The sequence below is a fragment of the Streptomyces sp. NBC_01013 genome (assembly GCF_045162765.1).
In the GTDB taxonomy this organism is placed as follows: Bacteria; Actinomycetota; Actinomycetes; order Streptomycetales; family Streptomycetaceae; genus Streptomyces.
The window spans coordinates 2780719-2799373 of sequence record NZ_CP108687.1 but is presented as its reverse complement, the minus strand read 5'-3'; the positions used below and the strand labels follow the sequence as shown (position 1 = coordinate 2799373).

The window sequence follows — 18655 nt, the reverse complement described above, 5'->3', positions numbered from 1 at the left end:
GCCCTTTGCCCCCGCTGCCCGGCTCAGGGCCTGTGGCCCACCGCCTCCCCGTACATCGCGCGGTCCACGGCTTTGTCCTCCGGCACCGGCGAGCCCGTCGAGACGCCGGAGTCGGCGTACGCCTTCTGCAGCCGGTCCGTGGTCCCCTTCCGGATCTCCCAGTCCATCCGCATCGACGGTGTCGAGCGCAGAGTGGCCTCGTCGGTCTTCATCAGCTCGGCCAGCTCGGCGACGAAGGCGGGGTCTGATTTGTAGTCGCCGGCGAAGTACGTGTTCACCGTCCGGATGTACGCCCGGAGGAAGGCGACTCCCGCGTCCGGGTCCTTGTTCAGCAGCGTCGGGCCGAAGAGGAGTCCGCCCAGCGGCTCGCCGACGGGCTGACCGCCCAGGAAGGCGTACCGCTTGTCGTCGTCCACCTTCCGCCAGATCGGATCGAGCAGCCAGGCGGAGTCGACGCCGCCGTTCTGCAGGGCGGTGAGCACGTCGGCGGAGCCGAGTTGCTGGAAACTGATCTTGTCGAGACCGCCGCCGTGCTTCTTCAGCGAGGTGTCCATCGGGTACGCGATCACCGAGCCCTTGCCGATCATCGTGCCGAGCTTCCGTCCCGCCATGTCCACGTGATCGGCACGCTCGCCGTCCTTGAGGCGTACCCACAGGCCACTCTTCGAGGCCGGGTCGGGGGAGAAGTTGCCCGCCACCCACTTGATGACGAAGCCGCCTTTGATGCCGTTCATCACCGCTGCTTCGGGCGCCGCCCACTGCGCGTCCACATCCCCCTTGGCGAGCAGGGGCAGGGCGTCGGGGGTGGGCAGCACCTTCAGGGAGACGTCGAGGCCCTCCTTCGTGAACTCGCCCTTGGCGACCGCGACCTGGAGCGGAGCAACGTACTCCGCACTCAGGGTGCCGGTGGCGACGGTGATCTTCCGCTTCTTCGCGAGCGGCTGTGGGGCCGGTGCGCCCCTGTCGCAGCGGGCGGGCTCGCGCTCCGGTGCGAGGTCGGAGGGGTCCGTCCAACTGCGAGCGCCGCAGCCGGTCACGGCCTTGACCGTGCGCGGTGCGGCGTCGGCGTCGGCATCGTCCGACGAGTCGTTCCCGGCGCAGCCCGCTGCGCCGAGCAGGGACACCGCCACGAGCGCAACGGTGCAGGTGAAAGGGGTACGTGTACGCACAGTGCCTCCGTAAGGGGAGCGGAAGGAGCCGTTCACGACTGACTGCGGCCGCGGTCGCGCGGCGCCCACGGGGTGAGCAGCCGGCCCGCGATCCGCACCGCTTCCGAGAAGACGACGCCGAGCACCGCGACGCACACGATGCCGACGAACATCACGTCGTTCCGGAACAGGGCGCGGGAGTCGAAGATCAGGTGTCCCAGGCCGTCGGCCGCCGCGATCTGCTCCGAGGCGACGATGACCAGCACGGCCACCCCCGCCGCGATCCGCGCACCCACCAGGACGGCGGGGAGCGAGGCGGGCAGCAGGATGTGCCGGAACATCTGCCACGGCGAGGCGCCGAACACCTGCCCCGCGTCCCGGTGACCGGACGGAACGGCGAGCACCGCCGCCATCGTAGAGATCCAGACGAAGAAGAAGACGGTGGCGGCGACCAGCGCGATCTGCGGCCCTTCGCCGAGGCCGAACATGTTGAGGAAGACCGGCAGCAGCGCCAGTTTCGGTACGACGTAGAGGGCGTCGAGCAACGGTTCCAGCGCGGCCCGGACGAGCGCGAGCGAACCCATCAGCAGGCCGAGGGCGTAGCCCGCGACCGTGCCGATGGCGTAGCCCCCGAGGACCCGCTTGAGCGTGGCCCACACATCCGGCCACAGGTCGCCGTCGGCCGCGCGGTCCCACCCGTCGGCGAGGATGGTGGAGGGCGCGGGGTAGACACGGTCGTCGATCCAGGACCGTGCTGCGGCCAGCTGCCAGAGCAGGACCAGGAGCAGCGGTACGGCGACGGCGAGAGCGGTCTCCAGGGTGCGGCGCCTGCGGTGGGTGCGTGCGGGATGGAGTTCCTGCGGCCCCGGCCTGCGGACCAGGACGTGCTCCTGGGCGGTTGTGGGCTTCATGCTCGTGCTCATACCGGCGTCACCTCCCTGCCGACCTCGCCGCGCAGCAGTTCCCACAACTCGCTCTTCAGCGCAGTGAACTCGGCTGTCGAGCGGATGTCCCCGGTGCGCGGGCGGGCGAACGGCGGGCGGCGTTCGGCGATGATCCGGCCCGGTCGGGCGCACATCACGAGGACCCGGTCCCCGAGCACGATCGCCTCTTCCAGGCTGTGGGTGATGAACAGGGTGGTGGTGCGGGTGGTCTGGGTGAGGGCGAGCAGTTCGTCCTGCAGGATCGTGCGCAGCTGTGCGTCGAGCGCCGCGAACGGCTCGTCCATCAGCAGGATCTCGGGCTCGACGGCGAGCGCGCGGGCGATGGCCACCCGCTGGCGCATCCCGCCGGAGAGCTCGGCAGGATAGGCGGCGGCGAACTCGGCGAGCCCCAGCCGGGCCAGCCAGTCGCGCGCCCGGGCATCGGCCTCCCGGCGGGGTACGCGCTGGATGTCGAGGCCGAAGCGGACGTTGGCCAGGACGGTCTTCCAGTCGTGGATCCCGTAGTCCTGGAAGATCATCGCGGCCGGCCGGGGCGATGCCGTGCGGATGGACAGCTCGCCGGAGCTGGGGCGCAGGAGGCCGGCCGCGATCCGGAGCAAGGTGGACTTGCCGCAGCCGGACGGTCCGACGACACAGGTGAACTCGCCCGGCGCGATGTCGAGATCGACGGGGCCGAGGGCGGCCAGGGCCCTGGGGCCCCGCCCGAAGGAACGGGACAGGGCGTGGGCGCGGAGTCCGGGTGCGGTGAGGGGTGGCGCGGTCGTCCGGGGTGGGTTCGGGTGCGGGTCTCCCACGGGTCTCTCCTCGTACGTGTCGAGGTGTACAGCCGTCGCGGGGGCGGCTGTGATCGCCGACGACGATATGACGACCCGTCAGATTCGGGAAGGGGGTGCGCGGACAGTGTGCGGAAGAGGGTGCGCCGCAGGAGTGCCCGTGCCCACGTGAAGCGCCCCCACCGGAACGTCCGGTGGGGGTGGGGGAGCGGCTTGGGTCAGGCGGCCGCGGTGCAGTTGGGGCAGATGCCGCGGTACGTCATCTCGACGCCGGAGATCGTGAAGCCGAAGCGCTCGCCGTCCGGGAGGCTTGCCAGCGGGTCGCCCGCCGGATGCACGTCGCGGATGGCGCCGCACTTCGCGCAGACCAGGTGGTGGTGGGGGCGGTGCGCGTTCGGGTCGTAACGCTTGGCGCGGCGGTCGGTGGAGACCTCGATCACCTCGCCCAGGGACACCATCTCGCCGAGCGTGTTGTAGACGGTGGCGCGGGAGATCTCGGGCAGCTTGGCGACGGCCCGGGCGTGGACCTCGTCGGCCGTCAGGTGTACGTGCTCCCCGTCGAGAACCTCGGCCACGACGCGCCGCTGTGCAGTCATGCGCCAGCCGCGTCCGCGAAGTCGTTCCAGCAGGTCACTCATGGCGCAAGCCTAACAGTGGCGGGCGCCAGGTCCTGAATGGGTGTGGCTTTGGATGCCACCTTGACTTGGACTTAGTCCAATGTAGGATTAACTCTGAGACAGGCCAGGGACAGACTGCGCTCGCCATGACGGCACGACGGCATGACGAATGTGCAGGAATGACGCAGGAGGCGCACGTGACACAGGGACCGCTCACCACGGAGGCCGGCGCACCGGTCGCCGACAACCAGAACAGCCAGACCGCGGGCGTCGGCGGTCCGGTCCTGGTGCAGGACCAGTCACTGCTGGAAAAGCTCGCGCACTTCAACCGGGAGCGCATTCCGGAGCGCGTCGTGCACGCCCGCGGCGCCGGGGCGTACGGCACGTTCACGCTGACCCGTGACGTCTCGCAGTGGACGCGCGCCACGTTCCTCTCCGAGGTCGGCAAGCAGACCGAGACCTTCCTGCGCTTCTCCACGGTCGCCGGCAACCTCGGTTCGGCCGACGCGGTGCGGGATCCGCGCGGCTTCGCGCTGAAGTTCTACACCGAGGACGGCAACTACGACCTCGTGGGCAACAACACCCCGGTGTTCTTCATCAAGGACGCCATCAAGTTCCCCGACTTCATCCACACCCAGAAGCGCGACCCGTACACCGGCTCGCAGGAGGCGGACAACGTCTGGGACTTCTGGGGTCTGTCGCCCGAGTCGACCCACCAGGTGACCTGGCTCTTCGGTGACCGGGGGATCCCGGCCACGCTGCGCCACATGAACGGGTTCGGTTCGCACACCTACCAGTGGAACAACGAGGCCGGCGAGGTCTTCTGGGTCAAGTACCACTTCAAGACCGACCAGGGCATCAAGAACCTCACGCAGGACGAGGCGAACAAGCTCGCCGGTGAGGACCCGGACAGCCACCAGCGCGATCTGCGCGAGGCCATCGAGCGCGGCGACTTCCCGTCCTGGACCGTGCAGGTCCAGATCATGCCGGCGGCCGAGGCGGCGACCTACCGCTTCAACCCGTTCGACCTCACCAAGGTGTGGCCCCACGCGGACTACCCGCCGATCGAGATCGGCAAGCTGGAGCTCAACCGGAACCCGGAGAACGTCTTCGCCGAGACCGAGCAGTCGATCTTCAGCCCCGCGCACTTCGTACCCGGCATCGGCCCGTCCCCGGACAAGATGCTCCAGGGCCGGCTCTTCGCGTACGGCGATGCGCACCGCTACCGCGTCGGCATCAACGCCGACCACCTGCCGGTCAACCGCCCGCACGCCACCGAGGCACGCACCAACAGCCGTGACGGTTACCTCTACGACGGCCGTCACAAGGGTGCGAAGAACTACGAGCCCAACAGCTTCGGCGGACCGGTCCAGACCGACCGCCCCCTGTGGGGGCCCACCCAGGTCACGGGCGGCACCGGAACCCACGAGGCGCCGAGCCACGCCGAGGACAACGACTTCGTGCAGGCGGGGAACCTCTACCGGCTCTACTCGGAGGACGAGAAGAGCCGGCTGATCGACAACCTGGCCGGGTTCCTCGCGAAGGTGTCGCGCGAGGACATCATCGAGCGCGCCGTCAACAACTTCCGCCAGGCCGACGGGGACTTCGGCAAGCGCCTGGACGCAGCGGTCCAGGAGCGGCGCGCGTAGGACCGACCGATCGAAGCCCGGCCGGTTCCCGTGTGCGTGGGGGCCGGCCGGTCGTCCGTCCGGCTCCCCGTGCGCGGGGCCGCCCGGTGGCACGCGGGTCTGTCAGCCGACCAGTTCCACCGGGTGGTGCCTGACCGGTGTCCAGCAGCGGATGATGTCGCGCACCGAGACGATTCCGACCGGCCCGTCGTCGTCCAGCACGATCAGATGCCGGAAGCCGCCGTGTGTCATGGCCTCGGCGGCCTCCTCCAGGGTCCAGGTGGGTGCGGCAAAGACCACGTCGGTGGTCGTGTGGGTGGAGGCGGTCTCCACGTCGGGGTCCTGCCCCGATCCGACCGCGTTGAGGATGTCGCGCTCGGTGATGATGCCGAGCCCGCAGGTGTCCGGGTCGTGGACGACGGCTGCTCCGATCCGGCGCGCCGACATCAGCCGGGCGGCCTGGCGGAGGGTGTGGGTCGGGCCGATGGTGAGGACCATCGTGCTCATGGCGTCTCGGACGAGCATGAAAGGAGCCACCTCCTTCGCGAAGCGACTCTGTGAGCCGATTCACAAGTTCACAAGTGGGGGGACTCTCAGAGTTGCACCGATGGGGGACGGCAACAAGGGGGAGCGAAGATCGTTCGAGGGGCGTGCGGTGGTGCGGCACGCCCCTCGTCGGTCCCATGCGCCTGATCAGGGCCGTGAAGCCCGGTGCGGCACGGTCAGTAGCGCTGGTTCAGGTAGCCCAGCAGTTCGTGGTGGAGGGTTCCGTTCGAGGCCGCGGCATTTCCGCCGCCCGGCCCGCTGACCCCGTCCAGGCTGGTGAAGCGGCCCCCCGCCTCCTGGACGATGATCGCGTTCGCCGCCATGTCCCAGAGTGAGAGCTCCGGCTCGGCGCAGATGTCGACCGAACCCTCGGCGACCATCATGTACGGCCAGAAATCCCCGTACCCACGGGTGCGCCAGCAGGCCCGGGTCAGGTCCATGAAGCCGTCCAGCCGGCCCTGCTCCTCCCACCCGGTCAACGAGGAGTACGCGAACGACGCGTCGGCGATGCGCTCCACCTTCGAGACGCCCAGCCGGGTCGCGGAGGTCAGGCTGCGGCCGGAGAACGCGCCCGCGCCCTTCGCCGCCCACCAGCGCCGCTGCAGCGCGGGCGCGGACACCACGCCGACCACCGGCTGGAAGCCGTCCTCGCCGGCCTCCATCAGCGAGATCAGCGTCGCCCAGACCGGCACGCCGCGGACGTAGTTCTTGGTGCCGTCGATCGGGTCGATCACCCAGCGGCGCGGACCCGTCCCCTCGATCCCGTACTCCTCGCCCAGGATCGCGTCGCGCGGCCGTGCCCGATGGAGGTGGCCGCGGATCAGCTCCTCGGCGGCCTTGTCGGCCTCGCTCACCGGCGTCATGTCCGGTTTGGTCTCGACCTTGAGGTCCAGAGCCTTGAACCGGTCCATCGTCGTCGCGTCGGCGGCGTCCGCCAGCACGTGGGCGAGGCGCAGATCATCGTGGTAATCGGGCATGCCGTCACAGTATCCACCGCCGGGGAACGGAGCCACAGGGCCCCGGAGCCCGCGAGGACCCTTGACAGTGCGGGGGAGCGCCTCAACTCTGAAACGCAGAGCCCTCGGTGGGGGAGGCGACGATGCCGACAGCCCGGGAAACACTGCTGGACGCAGCCCACGCGGCGCTGGCCGCCCGGCCCTGGCACGCCGTGCGGATGGTCGACGTGGCCGCGACTGCCGGGGTGTCCCGCCAGACGCTCTACAACGAGTTCGGCAGCAAGGACGGACTGGCCCGCGCCCTGGTCCGGCGCGCCGCCGACACCTACCTGGCCGGTGTCGAACGGGCCCTGGGCTCCGCCGGCGGTACGGGCGACAGGCTGGCCGCCACCGCTGCTTGGACGGTCCGCGCCACCCGGGCGAGCGCCCTGGTCAGGGGGTTGCTCACGGGCTGCTGGGGCGAGTGGTCGCCCCGCCCCGGGCCGGCGCGACGCTCCGCCTCCGCCGTACCGGCCCAGCGCCGGGCCGATGCCGGCCCGCCGACCCCCGCCGAACTCCTCGGCCAGGTCCGGGACCGGGCAGTGGCCGCACTGGACGAAGGGCGTCCGCCGCACGACCCGGCGGCCCTGGGCATGGCGTGCGAACTCGCTCTGCGGCTCGCCCTGTCCTACGCGCTGGTGCCGCCCCCCGCGGGCGTGGCGGGGGACGGGGCGGAGTTGGTGCGGGACATCGTGGACCGGCTGCCGGACGTGGCCGCCTGAGCACGGTGGGGCGGACGCCCGGCGGGGCTGGGCGTCAGTGGGACGAGCCGGACAGCTGGAGCCCGATCACGCCGAGAATGACCAGCGAGATCGAGACGAGCTTGAGCGTGGACACCACGTCGTCCAGGAAGACCATGCCGTAGATCGCGGTGCCCGCCGCGCCGATGCCCGTCCACACCGCGTAGGCGGGGCCGACGTCGAGCTTCTTCAGTGACAGGGTCAGCAGACCGAAACTGCCGAGGGCGAAGATGCAGAAGGCGATGGTCGGCCAGAGCCGGGTGAAACCGTGCGAGAGCTTGAGGCAGACGGCGAAACCGGTCTCCAGAAGCCCCGCCACCACGACCAGCAGCCACGCCATCGTCAGTGCCCCTCCCGCATCGGTGACCGCCTTGTGGCGCTGAGCGTGATTATGCACTTACCGGTGACGAGTGATCGCAAACGTGCCCGGCCCGGTCGCTCCCGCGTTCTCCCCGGCGGACAGCGGTCAGTCGCCCTCGCGCCGCTCCCGGGTGGACAGCAGCCGGCGCAGCGAATCGAGCCGTGCCGGATCTGCGTGCCCTGCCTCCACCCAGGCGTCCAGCGCACATTCCGGTTGCTGGCTGTCATGGGTGCAGCCGCGCGGACACTCCGCCGTGCCGGGCTGTAGGTCGGGGAAGGCGTTGATGACCCGGGACGGGTCGATGTGGTTCAGGCCGAAGGAACGCACGCCTGGGGTGTCGATCACCCAGCCCCGGTAGTCCGGCAGCGGGAGCGCCAGCGCCGAGGTGGTGGTGTGCCGGCCGCGGCCGGTGACCGCGTTGACGATCCCGGTGGTACGCCGCCTGTCCTTGGGGACGAGCGCGTTGACCAGGGTGGTCTTTCCGACACCGGAGTGCCCCACGAAGGCGGTCACCCGGTCGTTCAGCTGCTCACGGACCCGCTCCGCCGCGTCGCCGTTCTCCAGCTCCTCGCGGTTGGTGACGATGAACGGGACCCCCAGCGGGGTGTACGCCTCCAGCAGCTTGTCCGGGGAGGCCAGATCGGACTTGGTCAGCACCAGGAGTGGGGAGAGCCCGCCGTCGTACGCGGCGACCAGACAGCGGTCGATCATGCGCGGGCGGGGTTCCGGATCGGCCAGGGCGGTGACGATCGCGAGCTGGTCGGCGTTGGCCACGACCACCCGCTCGAACGGGTCGTCGTCGTCCGCGGTCCGGCGCAGCACCGAGCGGCGCTCACCGATCCGGACGATGCGGGCGAGGGTGTCCTTGTCGCCGGACAGATCACCGACGATGGAGACGGTGTCGCCCACCACCGCGGCCTTGCGGCCCAGCTCACGTGCCTTCATCGCGATGACCGTGCGGCCCTCGACGAGGCAGGTGAGGCGACCGCGGTCCACGGTGAGGACCATGCCGTCCTCGGCGTCCTCGTGCTTGGGCCGGATGTGCGTACGAGGCCGGTTGCCCTTGCGATTGGGGCGGACCCGGATGTCGTCCTCGTCAGGGTTCTTGCCGTAGCGGCGCATGTCTCAGGCCCCGAGCATTCCGGTCCACATCTGCGGGAAGTCGGGCAGGGTCTTGGCGGTCGTCGCCACGTTCTCGATCTCCACTCCGGGGACGGCAAGGCCGATGATCGACCCCGCGGTTGCCATCCGGTGGTCGTCGTACGTATGGAAGGTACCGCCGTGCAGCGGCCTCGGCCGGATGCGGAGGCCGTCGGCGGTCTCCGTGACGTCGCCGCCCAGCTCGTTGATCTCCTTGGTCAGCGCGGCCAGCCGGTCCGTCTCGTGCAACCGCAGATGGGCGACGCCGCTCAGGGTGGAGGGGGAGTCGGCCAGGGCCGCGACGGCCGCGATGCCAGGGGTCAGCTCGCCGACCTCGCCGAGGTCGACGTCGATGCCGTGGATCCGGCCGGAGCCGGTGAAGGTGAGCCCGCGCTCGGTCAGCTCGCAGCTGCCGCCCATCGCGGTGAAGATCTCGCGCAGCGCGTCACCGGGCTGCGTGGTGCGCAGCGGCCAGTCCGGGATGGTGACCCGGCCGCCGGTGACCAGCGCCGCGGCCAGGAACGGCTGGGCGTTGGACAGGTCGGGCTCCACCGTCAGGTCCCGGCCGAGCAGGGCGGAGGGGGAGACCCGCCAGACGTTCGGCTCGCCACCCGTCTCCGGCTCGTCCACCTGGGCGCCGACGGCCCGCAGCATGTCGACGGTCATCCGGATGTGCGGCATCGAGGGGAGCCGGTCGCCGGTGTGACGTACCTCCACGCCCTGGTTGAAACGCGGCGCCGACAGCAGCAGCGCCGAGACGAACTGGGAGGACGAGGAGGCGTCGATCGCCACCGGGCCGCCGTCCAGGGCCCCGCCGCCGTGCACGGTCATCGGCAGGGAGCCGCGGCCGTCGTCGTCGATCCGGGCGCCGAGCGCCCGCAGGGCGTCGATCACGCCGGTCAGCGGGCGCTCGTAGGAACGGGGGTCGCCGTCGAAGTGGACCGGCCCGTTGGCCAGGGTCGCCACCGGGGGCAGGAAGCGCATGACCGTACCGGCGTTGCCCACGTCCACGGTGACCGGGCCGTGCAGGCCGGCCGGGATCACCCGCCAGGCCTCCCCCGAACCGTCCGGGCCGCCCGCGACGGACGAGCTGGAGGACACCGTCTCCTCGATGCCGACGCCCATCGCGCGCAGCGCGTCCGCCATCAGCAGGGTGTCGCGGGAGCGCAACGGGCGACGAAGCCAGCCGGGCTCCGAGGACAGCGCGGCCAGCACCAGTGCGCGGTTGGTGACCGACTTCGATCCGGGCACGACGACGGTCGCGTCGACGGCTCCGCTCGCGTGAGGGGCGGGCCAGAGGGCGGGGTGCACGGAACTTTCGGTCATGGGCTCACTTTAGTGGCTCCCCAGCCACCTGGATTCTGACCAAACGGTATAAAATGGGGACGTAACGCGGTAGTGATAGGGGAGGCTGCTCACAGGCCCAGCAGCCAGCGCCCGCCGCCGATCAGCGAGCAGAGCGACACCGCGTGGAACAGGAACAGCCACAACGCGGCCGGTACGTCCGTCAGCCGGGCCAGCTGGTCCGCGTCCGAGTCCGGCGCCCCGCCGTGCCGCCGCTTGGACTGCAGCTCGAACGCCGGACGCACACCGCCCAGGAGCAGGAACCAGACCGCGCTGTAGGCGAACAGCGACTGCCAGGCGGGTGAGGCCAGCCACGACATCAGCAGGAAGAGCGAACCGGTGAGGATGACGGTCAGCGCCCCGTACACGTTGCGGATCATCACCAGCATCACCGCAAGCAGCGCTGTGGCCACCCACAGCAGCAGCGTGATCCGGCCGTTCACCAGCAGCCAGGCACCACCCAGGCCCAGCAGCGACGGAGCGGTGTAGCCCGCCGCCGCCGTCAGGACCATGCCGATGCCGGTCGGCTTGCCCCGGCTCACCGTCAGCCCGCTGGTGTCCGAGTGCAGCCGGATGCCCGACAGCTGCCGTCCGGTCAGCAGGGCGATCAGTCCGTGGCCGCCCTCGTGGGCGATGGTGATCGCGTTGCGTGACAGCCGCCATATGAAGTTCGGCACGACGGCGATCAGCGCGGCCGTGGCGGTCACCACCACCAGCCACTGCTCGGGGGCGGGCTGGGTGCCGAAGACGCGGTCCCACAGATTGCCGAGATCGGTGCTGTCCATGGTGTGGGCGGCTCCTAGCGGTATTGGCGTCCGTTCCGGGCGACGGTCGTGGCAGTCTGGCATCTATGTGCGGACGGTATGCAGCGAGTCGGCGGCCCGAGGATCTGACCGGACTCTTCCAGGTGGAGAAGTGGGAACCGGCCGAGACGCTGGAACCCGATTACAACGTGGCGCCGACCAAGGAGGTCTACGCCGTACTGGAACGTCCTGTGAAGGACGCCGACGACCAGCGTCCGGTTCGCCAGCTGCGCGCCCTGAAATGGGGGCTCGTCCCCTCCTGGGCCAAGACTCCGGACGGCGGAGCCCGGATGATCAACGCCCGCGCCGAGACGATCCACGAGAAGCCGTCCTTCCGCCGCCCCTTCGTCTCCCGGCGCTGCATCCTGCCGGCCGACGGCTATTACGAGTGGGTGACCGGGACCGAGGAGCGGCAGCTGGAGGAGAAGGGCCGCAAGAAGCGCCCCCGCAAACAGCCGTACTTCGTGACCCCCGCCGACGGATCCGTCTTCGCCATGGCGGGGCTGTACGAGTTCTGGCGCGACCGGACCCTGCCGGACGACCACCCCCGGGCCTGGTGGGTGACCTGCTCGGTGATCACGACCGAGGCGGAGACGAGCCCGCTCGCCGTCGCTCCCGCCGAGGGGCCGGCCGCGCTCGCCGACATCCACCCCCGGATGCCGCTGATGCTGACCCCGGACCGCTGGGACGACTGGCTGGACCCGTCCCGTACCGACGTCGAGGAGCTGCGCGGACTGCTGACGCCCCCGCCCGGCGGGCTGATGCGGGCCTACCCGGTGGCCACTGCCGTCAGCAACGTCCGCAACAACGGTCCCGAGCTGCTCGACGAGCTGGCCGCTCCCGAGGTGAGCACCCTCTTCTGAGACTTCCCAGGGACGCGCCGGACCCCGGACGGCCCGCTACGGGTTGGTTGGATGAGGGCGTGAAAGCCACTGGGGCAGACCCCCGCTCAGAAACGGTCGACACCGACACCGGCACGGCACGGATCACCTGGGTGCCCGCCGCGGAACCTCGCCTCCTGCTCGCGCTCGGACACGGCGCGGGCGGCGGCATCGAGGCCCGTGACCTGCGGGCCCTGGCTGCCGTGCTGCCCGCACACGGGGTGAGCGTCGCCCTGGTGGAGCAGCCCTGGCGGGTCGCCGGAAAGAAGCTCGCCCCCGCCCCGAAGACCCTGGACACCGGCTGGCGCGGACTGTGGCCGGCACTGGCGGCACCGGGACTCCCGGTCGTCGCCGGCGGGCGGAGCGCCGGAGCGAGGGTGGCCTGCCGCACGGCGGCCGGGCTGGGGGCCCGTGCGGTCCTCGCCCTCAGCTTCCCGCTGCACCCCCCGGGCCGTCCGGAGAAGTCCCGCGCGGACGAACTCCTGGCCTCCGGGCTCCCCACGCTCGTCGTCCAGGGCGGCAACGACCCGTTCGGCAGGCCCGCCGAATTCCCGCCGGGGGAGTACCGGATGGCCGAGGTGCCGCACGGGGATCATGGCTTCGCCGTGCCCAAGCGATCCGGGCTGACCGAGGATCAGGCGATGGAGATCCTCACCACATCCGTGACCGGCTGGCTGGCCGGAATCGTGTGACGCAGTACTGGTCCCGGACCCGGGAATGCCTGGCGGGGGGCCGATGTTGTTCGGGACGTCGGTACACCAACGTCGTATGTGGAGAGGGAGTCCGTCGCATGGGTTCGACCATCTGCCCGCGTCGCTCGAACGCCGCTGACCTGGAGTGGACGGTGCTGCATGCGGCCAAGACCACTACCGAGCGGGCACTGAGCGGATCGGATCGACAGCCCGCGCCGGACCAAGGTCGACTATTCTCCGATTCGAGCGGGTCCGGTTTCGGTTCCGCCACAGCGTTGGAGGAGGTGGGTCCGGTCACTGGGACCGACACAGGGACCGACGACGGCCGCCCGCAGGAGTCGACGGCCGAGCGCAACGCGCGCTTCGAGCGCGATGCCCTCGGTTTCCTCGACCAGATGTACTCGGCCGCGCTGCGCATGACGCGCAACCCCGCAGATGCCGAGGACCTGGTCCAGGAGACGTATGCCAAGGCGTACGGCTCCTTCCACCAGTTCCGTGAGGGCACCAACCTCAAGGCGTGGATGTACCGCATCCTCACCAACACCTTCATCAACTCGTACCGCAAGAAGCAGCGCGAACCCCAGCGCAGCGCGGCCGAGGAGATCGAGGACTGGCAGCTGGCCCGCGCCGAGTCGCACATGTCGACCGGTCTGCGCTCTGCCGAGTCCCAGGCCCTCGACCACCTGCCCGACTCCGATGTGAAGTCTGCGCTGCAGGCGATCCCCGAAGAGTTCCGCATCGCGGTTTATCTTGCAGATGTCGAGGGCTTTGCCTACAAGGAGATCGCGGACATCATGGGGACTCCCATCGGTACGGTGATGTCCCGACTGCACCGGGGCCGCCGTCAACTGCGCGGCATGCTGGAGGACTACGCCCGTGACCGCGGGCTCGTCCCGGCGGGCGCCGGTGAGTCGGACGATCGGAAAGGCTCGGGCTCATGAGCTGCGGAGAGCCGCACGAGACGGAGTGCGCTGAGGTCCTCGATCACCTCTACGAGTTCCTCGACCGGGAGATGCCCGACAGCGACTGCACCAAGTTCGAGGTGCACTTCGGCGAGTGCTCCCCCTGCCTGGAGAAGTACGGCCTGGAGCAGGCCGTGAAGAAGCTGGTCAAGCGGTGCTGCGGTCAGGACGACGTGCCGTCCGACCTGCGCTCGAAGGTGATGGGCCGGATCGACCTGATCCGGTCCGGGCAGGCGGTGCCGGAACAGGACGTAACGGTCTCCGACACCGAGCTGCCGGCCGCCGCCAACGAATGACGCATCACCCGAACGTGCTAATCGCGGTCGTCGGCCCTGTGCCGGGACGCCCAACTCGCTAGCCTGACGCCTCCATTGGTGATGCTTGGGGGCGGGCGGACGGGTGAGAGCCACACGGGGCGCGGCCCGGGCGTACATTCTGGCCGTCGCGCTCGGCGCCGCCCTGTGTGTCCTGCCCGCGCTGCGTCCCGGCGCGGGCACTCCGTGGTCCACCCTCGGACTGCTCGCAGGGCTCTACCTCGTCTGTGAACTGCCCGGCCGCTGCCCCTTCTTCGGCAGCTCCGTGCCGATCGGTGCCGGATCGTTCTTCCCCCTGCTGCTCGCCGCGGCCTTCCTGCTGCCGCCACCGGCCGCGGCGCTTGTCGCGATCCCGGGCTCGCTCGCCGGCCGGGTGGAGAAGCCGCCCGCCGTCGCCCGCCGGATCTGGCGTGCCGGACAGCTTCCCGTCACGGTCTGGGCGGCCTCGTCGGTGCACACGCTGCTCGACGGTCCCGCCGCGCTCGGCAGCCCCGGACACGACCGGCTCCCCGACCTCCCGTACGCGCTCCTGCCGGCCTGCGCCGCGGCGTCGGTCTTCAGTCTCGTGCTGACCGCCCTCGACGGGTCCATCCTTGCCGCGGCCGAACAACTGCCCCTGCGCCGCGCCTGGAGGGGGCTGCTGCCCCGCTCGCTCGGACCGCACCTGGTGCACGGCCTGGCCGGGCTGATGATGGCGATCCTGTGGAACAGCTCGTACGGGGCGCTGGCCGCGCTCTTCGTCCTGCTGCCGATGTACATCTCCTGCTGGGTCTTCGCCCAGTACCACCGCGAGCATGCCGCGCACCGCGCCACGATCAGGGCCTTGGTGCAGGCCGTCGACATCAAGGACACCTACACCCGGGGGCACAGCGAACGCGTGGGTCACGCGTCCGTGCTCATCGCGCAGGAGCTGGGCATGGCGCAGGAGCGCATCGAGGTGCTCCGGTTCGCCGGGATCCTGCATGACGTCGGGAAGCTCGGGGTGCCGACGAGGGTGCTGCGCAAGGACGGGCCGCTGACGCCGGAGGAACGCCGGGTGATCGAGTTGCACCCGGAGTACGGGCACGAGATCGTCCGCGGCATCGGCTTCCTCGGCGAGGCCCGGGCCGCGATCCTGCACCACCACGAGCGGCTCGACGGCAGTGGGTACCCGTACGGCCTGACCGGCCGCCGGATCCCCGAGTTCGCCCGCGTGGTCGCGGTCGCCGACGCGTTCGACGCGATGACCTCGACCCGCTCCTACCGGCCGGGACGCCCGGTGCCGGTCGCCGTGGAGGAGCTCAAGCGGTGTGCCGGCACCCAGTTCGACCCGCAGATGGTGCGGGCGCTGGCGCGGGGCCTGGAACGGCACGGGTGGTCGGGAGCCGTGACGGCGGACGATGTGCCGCCGCCCCGGAGAGGGGGTGCGGGGCACGCAGAGGATGCTCGGGCCGGCCGGGAGCCGCTGCGGCCGCAATCGGCGGAGGGGCTCGATTCCGACGTGCCGCCCTTGCCGTCGTCGTCCGGGCCCGATCCGGACCGGACCCGGTGAGCCCGCGGTGGGTACGGCTGCCGCCCGTCGTCCTGGCCGTTCGCGGCGCCGCCCTCGTGCTCGCCGCCACGGGGCTCGCGCACACCCTCTGGGGCGGCCTCCACGAACCGGGCCACGCCCTCGCCTTCGGGGTGCTCATCACCATCGGTGAGCTGGCCCGCTGGGGCGCCCAGCCGGGGGAGCGGGAACCCGCGCCGCTCGGTGCGGCCGGGGCGCTCGCGTACGCCCTGCTCGGGCGCAGCGGCGGGGAGCCCACCGGCCACGGGGTGCTCCAGGTGATCGCCGTGCTCGTCGCGGCGCAGCTCGTGGCCTCCGTGCCCCACTTCGCGCGCGGCAGCGGGCCGGCCCCCGACCAGGTGGCCCGCCGGATCCTGACGGTGGCCTTCGCGGCCGTCTGTTTCCAGCCGCTGTACAACTCCGGCCGGTCCGAGAGCTGGTTCGGGGACGGCCCGTACTACGCGGCCTTCCTGCTCGTGCTGCTCGGGCTCACCGCGCTGTGCGACGCCGTGCTGGGCGCCCTGCTGCTGCGCGCCCGCACGCTGCCCCGCAGCCTCCGTGCGGCCGGCCTCACGCCTGTCCCGTACGGGCCACTGCTCCGCGACGAACTGCGGGCGCTGGGGGGCATCGGATCGGCGGTCTGCGCGACCGGTGCCGTGATGGCGCTCGGGGTCGCCGTCGCGGGGCTGTGGGCGCTGCCGGTCCTGTGCGTACCGCTGCTGCTCACCCAGGTGTCCTTCCGCAGGTTCGCCGCCGTGCGCACGACGTACCGGCAGACCATCGCCTCGCTTGCCCGGTCGACCGAGATCGCCGGGTACACCCCGCACGGTCACGCCCGCAGGGTGGCGGCGCTCTGCACGGCCGTCGGGCGCGAGATGGGACTCTCCGGGCCCGAGCTCACCGTCCTGGAGTGCGCGGCGCTGATGCACGACATCGGCCAGCTCTCGCTCGTCGACCCGGTGCCGGACGGGGCGACCGCCCGTCTGCCGGCCGCCGAGCAGCGCCGGATCGCGCTCCTGGGCGGCGCGGTGGCCCGCCAGACCGGGGTGGACAAGGAGGTCGCCGTCGTCGTGGAGCAGCAGGCGGACCCCTACCGCGAGCAGCCGCTGTCCGCCAGGATCGTCCGGGCGGTCAACGCATACGACGACCTGTGCGGGGAAGGTCTCAGCGGGCCGCTCGGCGCTCTGGAACAGCTGAGGCTCGGGACCGGCCGCGACTACCAGCCCCTGGTCGTGGAATCGCTTGCCAGGGTTCTGGCCCGGGGCGGTCTGACCCCCGTCCCGCCTGGGTAACCCATGGGTAATGAGCGGGCGTCCGGCCGGGCATGGTTGGATGCGAAGAGAGCGGAAAAACGAGGGTGCCCAGTCGGGACAGGCGGGAATCGTGAGGATCTTCGGGAAGGTACGGCATCGGCCCTCCGCCTCTTGGCGGCAGGCCACGGACCGCGCGTTCACGCTGATCGGCGACGGCCGGTACGAGGACGCGGGCGCACTGCTGACGCGTGCGGCGGACCTGGAGCCCTGGCTCTCCGAGTCGTGGTTCAACCTGGCGCTGCTGCACAAGTTCCGGCACGACTGGGAACAGGCGAGAGCCGCGGGCCTGCGGGCCGTCGCGCTCCTCGACAAGGAGTCCGGCGCCCCCGACTGGTGGAACGTCGGGATCGCCGCCACCGCGCTCCAGGACTGGCCGCTGGCCCGGCGTGCCTGGCAGGCGTACGGACTGAGGGTGCCCGGCGGCGGGCAGCAGACACCGGCGTCCAACAGCGAGCCGGTCGGCATGGAGCTGGGCAGCGCGGCCGTGCGGCTGTCGCCGGAGGGCGAGGCGGAGGTCGTCTGGGGCCGCAGGCTGGATCCGGCACGCATCGAAGTGCTGTCGATCCCGCTGCCGTCGTCCGGGCGGCGCTGGGGCGAGGTCGTCCTGCACGACGGGGTGCCGCACGGTGAGCGGATCACCGCGGCCGGGCCGTCGTACCCCGTGTTCGACGAGATCGAGCTGTGGGCGCCGTCTCCCGTGCCCACCTGGGTGGTGCTCCTGGAAGCGGCCACCGAGGCGGACCGGAACGCGCTGGAGCAGCTGGCGTCCGACGCGGGCTTCGCCGCCGAGGACTGGTCCTCGTCCGTCCGGCTGCTGTGCCGGGCCTGTTCGGAGAGCCGGATGGAGAGCGACGAGGGCGACGGGGAGCACCTGGACCCGCACGACCACAGCGAGCCGGGCCATCCCGGTCCGCTGGGCCACCGCACTGCCGGCGAGCTGTGGGTGCCGGAGCGAGAGTGCGGTCTCGCCGCCCCCGCCGGGCTGGTGCGGGGGCTGCTCGACGGCTGGGTGGCGGACAGTCCGGACAGTCGCGAGTGGCGGGATCTCGAAGAAGTCTGCTGACGTCTCGAGGAACTCTGCTGACGGGTGCCCGTAGGCTGTACGCGCACCGATTCCGGTGCTCGGGTGCCCGGGTTCTCGCGAGCCGCGGATCCCGGGGTTCAGGTTGTGAGGAAGGCGTACGGCGGACATGGCGCAGCAGGAGACGGACGAGCAGATCAGCGTCGACGAGGAAGGTTTCCTCGTCGACACCGAGGACTGTGAGGCGCGTGAGGCGGCACACCGCGAGCGCGGCACCTCGCGCCCGATCACGGTCGTGGGCAACCCGGTCCTGCACAAGGAGTGCAAGGACGTCACCGCGTTCGACGACGACCTGGCCCAGCTGATCGACGACATGTTCGCCAGCCAGCGGACGGCGGAGGGCGTGGGCCTGGCCGCCAACCAGATCGGGGTCGACCTCAAGGTCTTCGTCTACGACTGCCCGGACGACGACGGGGTCCGGCACACGGGCGCCATCTGCAACCCGGTGCTCGACGAGCTGGCGCCCGAGGAGCGCGTCCTGGACGACTCCAACGAGGGCTGCCTCTCGGTCCCGACGGCCTACGCCTCGCTGGCCCGCCCGGACTACGCGGTGGTGCGGGGCCAGGACGCCCAGGGCAATCCGGTCAAGGTCCGGGGCAACGGCTACTTCGCCCGCTGCCTCCAGCACGAGACGGACCACCTGTACGGCTACCTGTACATCGACCGCCTCTCCAAGCGCGACCGCAAGGACGCGCTGCGTCAGATGGCGGAGAACACCCCGCGCTACGAGGTCGTCCCGAACGACTGACCGGGCCGCGCCCGCGTTCTGCGAGGGGCCCTGTTCCGGGACGCCGGAGCGGGGCCCCTGTTGCGTTTTCGTACCGTCAACTCTCGTTCTTCCGTGG

20 protein-coding genes are annotated in these 18655 nt (G+C 71.1%); 10 read left to right on the top strand and 10 right to left on the bottom strand.

Annotated features, from left to right (window positions below; genetic code table 11):
- Positions 1-23: 23 nt before the first annotated feature.
- From OG538_RS11750 to OG538_RS11735, 4 genes are all read right to left on the bottom strand, one after another.
- Positions 24-1169 (bottom strand): ABC transporter substrate-binding protein, encoded by a 1146-nt coding sequence (locus OG538_RS11750; protein ID WP_406092770.1) that lies wholly within the window; start codon positions 1167-1169, stop codon positions 24-26.
- Positions 1170-1201: 32 nt separating this feature from the next.
- Positions 1202-2071, bottom strand: coding sequence for an ABC transporter permease (locus tag OG538_RS11745; protein ID WP_406092768.1), 870 nt, complete (start codon positions 2069-2071; stop codon positions 1202-1204).
- Positions 2068-2886: an ABC transporter ATP-binding protein gene (locus tag OG538_RS11740; protein ID WP_406092766.1), complete on the bottom strand. Its 819-nt coding sequence runs from the start codon at positions 2884-2886 to the stop codon at positions 2068-2070. Before OG538_RS11740 ends, OG538_RS11745 begins: the two co-directional genes overlap by 4 nt.
- Positions 2887-3083: 197 nt before the next feature.
- Positions 3084-3503 carry a Fur family transcriptional regulator gene (locus tag OG538_RS11735; RefSeq protein WP_406092764.1) on the bottom strand — a complete coding sequence of 140 codons (420 nt, stop codon included), beginning with the start codon at positions 3501-3503 and terminating at the stop codon, positions 3084-3086.
- Between the two features lie 176 nt (positions 3504-3679).
- Here OG538_RS11735 and OG538_RS11730 point away from each other — a divergent pair, with 176 nt between their 5' ends.
- Positions 3680-5131 carry a catalase gene (locus OG538_RS11730; protein WP_406092762.1) on the top strand — a complete coding sequence of 484 codons (1452 nt, stop codon included), beginning with the start codon at positions 3680-3682 and terminating at the stop codon, positions 5129-5131.
- Between the two features lie 102 nt (positions 5132-5233).
- Here the strand turns inward: OG538_RS11730 and OG538_RS11725 are convergent, their stop codons facing one another.
- Complete coding sequence (locus tag OG538_RS11725) at positions 5234-5635, bottom strand: cyclic nucleotide-binding/CBS domain-containing protein (RefSeq protein WP_406092760.1); 402 nt, start codon at positions 5633-5635, stop codon at positions 5234-5236.
- A gap of 197 nt (positions 5636-5832) precedes the next feature.
- Positions 5833-6633 carry a histidinol-phosphatase gene (gene hisN, locus OG538_RS11720; RefSeq protein WP_363066460.1) on the bottom strand — a complete coding sequence of 267 codons (801 nt, stop codon included), beginning with the start codon at positions 6631-6633 and terminating at the stop codon, positions 5833-5835.
- Between the two features lie 122 nt (positions 6634-6755).
- Between hisN and OG538_RS11715 the strand changes: the two genes are divergently transcribed.
- Positions 6756-7373 carry a TetR/AcrR family transcriptional regulator gene (locus OG538_RS11715; protein WP_406092758.1) on the top strand — a complete coding sequence of 206 codons (618 nt, stop codon included), beginning with the start codon at positions 6756-6758 and terminating at the stop codon, positions 7371-7373.
- Positions 7374-7407: 34 nt separating this feature from the next.
- Here OG538_RS11715 and OG538_RS11710 read toward each other — a convergent pair whose 3' ends face one another.
- The 4 genes from OG538_RS11710 to OG538_RS11695 all read right to left on the bottom strand — a co-directional run bounded on the left by OG538_RS11710 (position 7408) and on the right by OG538_RS11695 (position 11021).
- Complete coding sequence (locus OG538_RS11710; protein WP_030915586.1) at positions 7408-7731, bottom strand: multidrug efflux SMR transporter; 324 nt, start codon at positions 7729-7731, stop codon at positions 7408-7410.
- A gap of 126 nt (positions 7732-7857) precedes the next feature.
- A complete protein-coding gene (gene rsgA / locus OG538_RS11705; protein ID WP_406092756.1) occupies positions 7858-8874 on the bottom strand; it encodes a ribosome small subunit-dependent GTPase A in 1017 nt (338 codons plus the stop codon).
- A gap of 3 nt (positions 8875-8877) precedes the next feature.
- Complete coding sequence (gene aroA / locus OG538_RS11700; protein ID WP_406092754.1) at positions 8878-10218, bottom strand: 3-phosphoshikimate 1-carboxyvinyltransferase; 1341 nt, start codon at positions 10216-10218, stop codon at positions 8878-8880.
- Positions 10219-10307: 89 nt separating this feature from the next.
- Positions 10308-11021: a M50 family metallopeptidase gene (locus tag OG538_RS11695; RefSeq protein ID WP_406092752.1), complete on the bottom strand. Its 714-nt coding sequence runs from the start codon at positions 11019-11021 to the stop codon at positions 10308-10310.
- A gap of 65 nt (positions 11022-11086) precedes the next feature.
- On the opposite strand from OG538_RS11695, the gene OG538_RS11690 reads away from it, so the two are divergent.
- The 8 genes from OG538_RS11690 (at position 11087) to def (ending at position 18558) form a co-directional block, all read left to right on the top strand.
- Entirely contained in the window at positions 11087-11902 is an 816-nt protein-coding gene (locus OG538_RS11690) for an SOS response-associated peptidase (RefSeq protein ID WP_406092750.1), read from the top strand.
- 59 nt (positions 11903-11961) lie between these two features.
- Positions 11962-12612: an alpha/beta family hydrolase gene (locus OG538_RS11685; protein ID WP_406092748.1), complete on the top strand. Its 651-nt coding sequence runs from the start codon at positions 11962-11964 to the stop codon at positions 12610-12612.
- 284 nt (positions 12613-12896) lie between these two features.
- Positions 12897-13553, top strand: coding sequence for a sigma-70 family RNA polymerase sigma factor (locus tag OG538_RS11680; RefSeq protein ID WP_406092746.1), 657 nt, complete (start codon positions 12897-12899; stop codon positions 13551-13553).
- On the top strand, positions 13550-13870 hold the full coding sequence (gene rsrA / locus OG538_RS11675) for a mycothiol system anti-sigma-R factor (RefSeq protein WP_406092744.1): 321 nt from the start codon (positions 13550-13552) through the stop codon (positions 13868-13870). Before OG538_RS11680 ends, rsrA begins: the two co-directional genes overlap by 4 nt.
- Positions 13871-13973: 103 nt before the next feature.
- Complete coding sequence (locus OG538_RS11670) at positions 13974-15419, top strand: HD-GYP domain-containing protein (protein WP_406092742.1); 1446 nt, start codon at positions 13974-13976, stop codon at positions 15417-15419.
- Positions 15416-16708, top strand: a complete 1293-nt coding sequence (locus OG538_RS11665; RefSeq protein WP_406092740.1) for an HD-GYP domain-containing protein — start codon at positions 15416-15418, stop codon at positions 16706-16708. The genes OG538_RS11670 and OG538_RS11665 overlap by 4 nt, the downstream gene beginning before the upstream one ends.
- Positions 16709-16799: 91 nt before the next feature.
- A complete protein-coding gene (locus tag OG538_RS11660) occupies positions 16800-17792 on the top strand; it encodes a tetratricopeptide repeat protein (protein WP_406092738.1) in 993 nt (330 codons plus the stop codon).
- A gap of 127 nt (positions 17793-17919) precedes the next feature.
- Positions 17920-18558, top strand: coding sequence for a peptide deformylase (gene def / locus OG538_RS11655; protein WP_406092736.1), 639 nt, complete (start codon positions 17920-17922; stop codon positions 18556-18558).
- Positions 18559-18655 lie beyond the last annotated feature (97 nt).

What these genes read in the sequence shown, in the direction of transcription:
- OG538_RS11745 (WP_406092768.1), bottom strand. Translation starts at nt 2,071, where the DNA reads ATGAGCACGAGCATGAAGCCCACAACCGCCCAGGAGCACGTCCTGGTC.
- OG538_RS11735 (WP_406092764.1), bottom strand. Translation starts at nt 3,503, where the DNA reads ATGAGTGACCTGCTGGAACGACTTCGCGGACGCGGCTGGCGCATGACT.
- OG538_RS11725 (WP_406092760.1), bottom strand. Translation starts at nt 5,635, where the DNA reads ATGCTCGTCCGAGACGCCATGAGCACGATGGTCCTCACCATCGGCCCG.
- hisN (WP_363066460.1), bottom strand. Translation starts at nt 6,633, where the DNA reads ATGCCCGATTACCACGATGATCTGCGCCTCGCCCACGTGCTGGCGGAC.
- OG538_RS11715 (WP_406092758.1), top strand. Translation starts at nt 6,756, where the DNA reads ATGCCGACAGCCCGGGAAACACTGCTGGACGCAGCCCACGCGGCGCTG.
- OG538_RS11710 (WP_030915586.1), bottom strand. Translation starts at nt 7,731, where the DNA reads ATGGCGTGGCTGCTGGTCGTGGTGGCGGGGCTTCTGGAGACCGGTTTC.
- rsgA (WP_406092756.1), bottom strand. Translation starts at nt 8,874, where the DNA reads ATGCGCCGCTACGGCAAGAACCCTGACGAGGACGACATCCGGGTCCGC.
- aroA (WP_406092754.1), bottom strand. Translation starts at nt 10,218, where the DNA reads ATGACCGAAAGTTCCGTGCACCCCGCCCTCTGGCCCGCCCCTCACGCG.
- OG538_RS11695 (WP_406092752.1), bottom strand. Translation starts at nt 11,021, where the DNA reads ATGGACAGCACCGATCTCGGCAATCTGTGGGACCGCGTCTTCGGCACC.
- OG538_RS11690 (WP_406092750.1), top strand. Translation starts at nt 11,087, where the DNA reads ATGTGCGGACGGTATGCAGCGAGTCGGCGGCCCGAGGATCTGACCGGA.
- rsrA (WP_406092744.1), top strand. Translation starts at nt 13,550, where the DNA reads ATGAGCTGCGGAGAGCCGCACGAGACGGAGTGCGCTGAGGTCCTCGAT.
- def (WP_406092736.1), top strand. Translation starts at nt 17,920, where the DNA reads ATGGCGCAGCAGGAGACGGACGAGCAGATCAGCGTCGACGAGGAAGGT.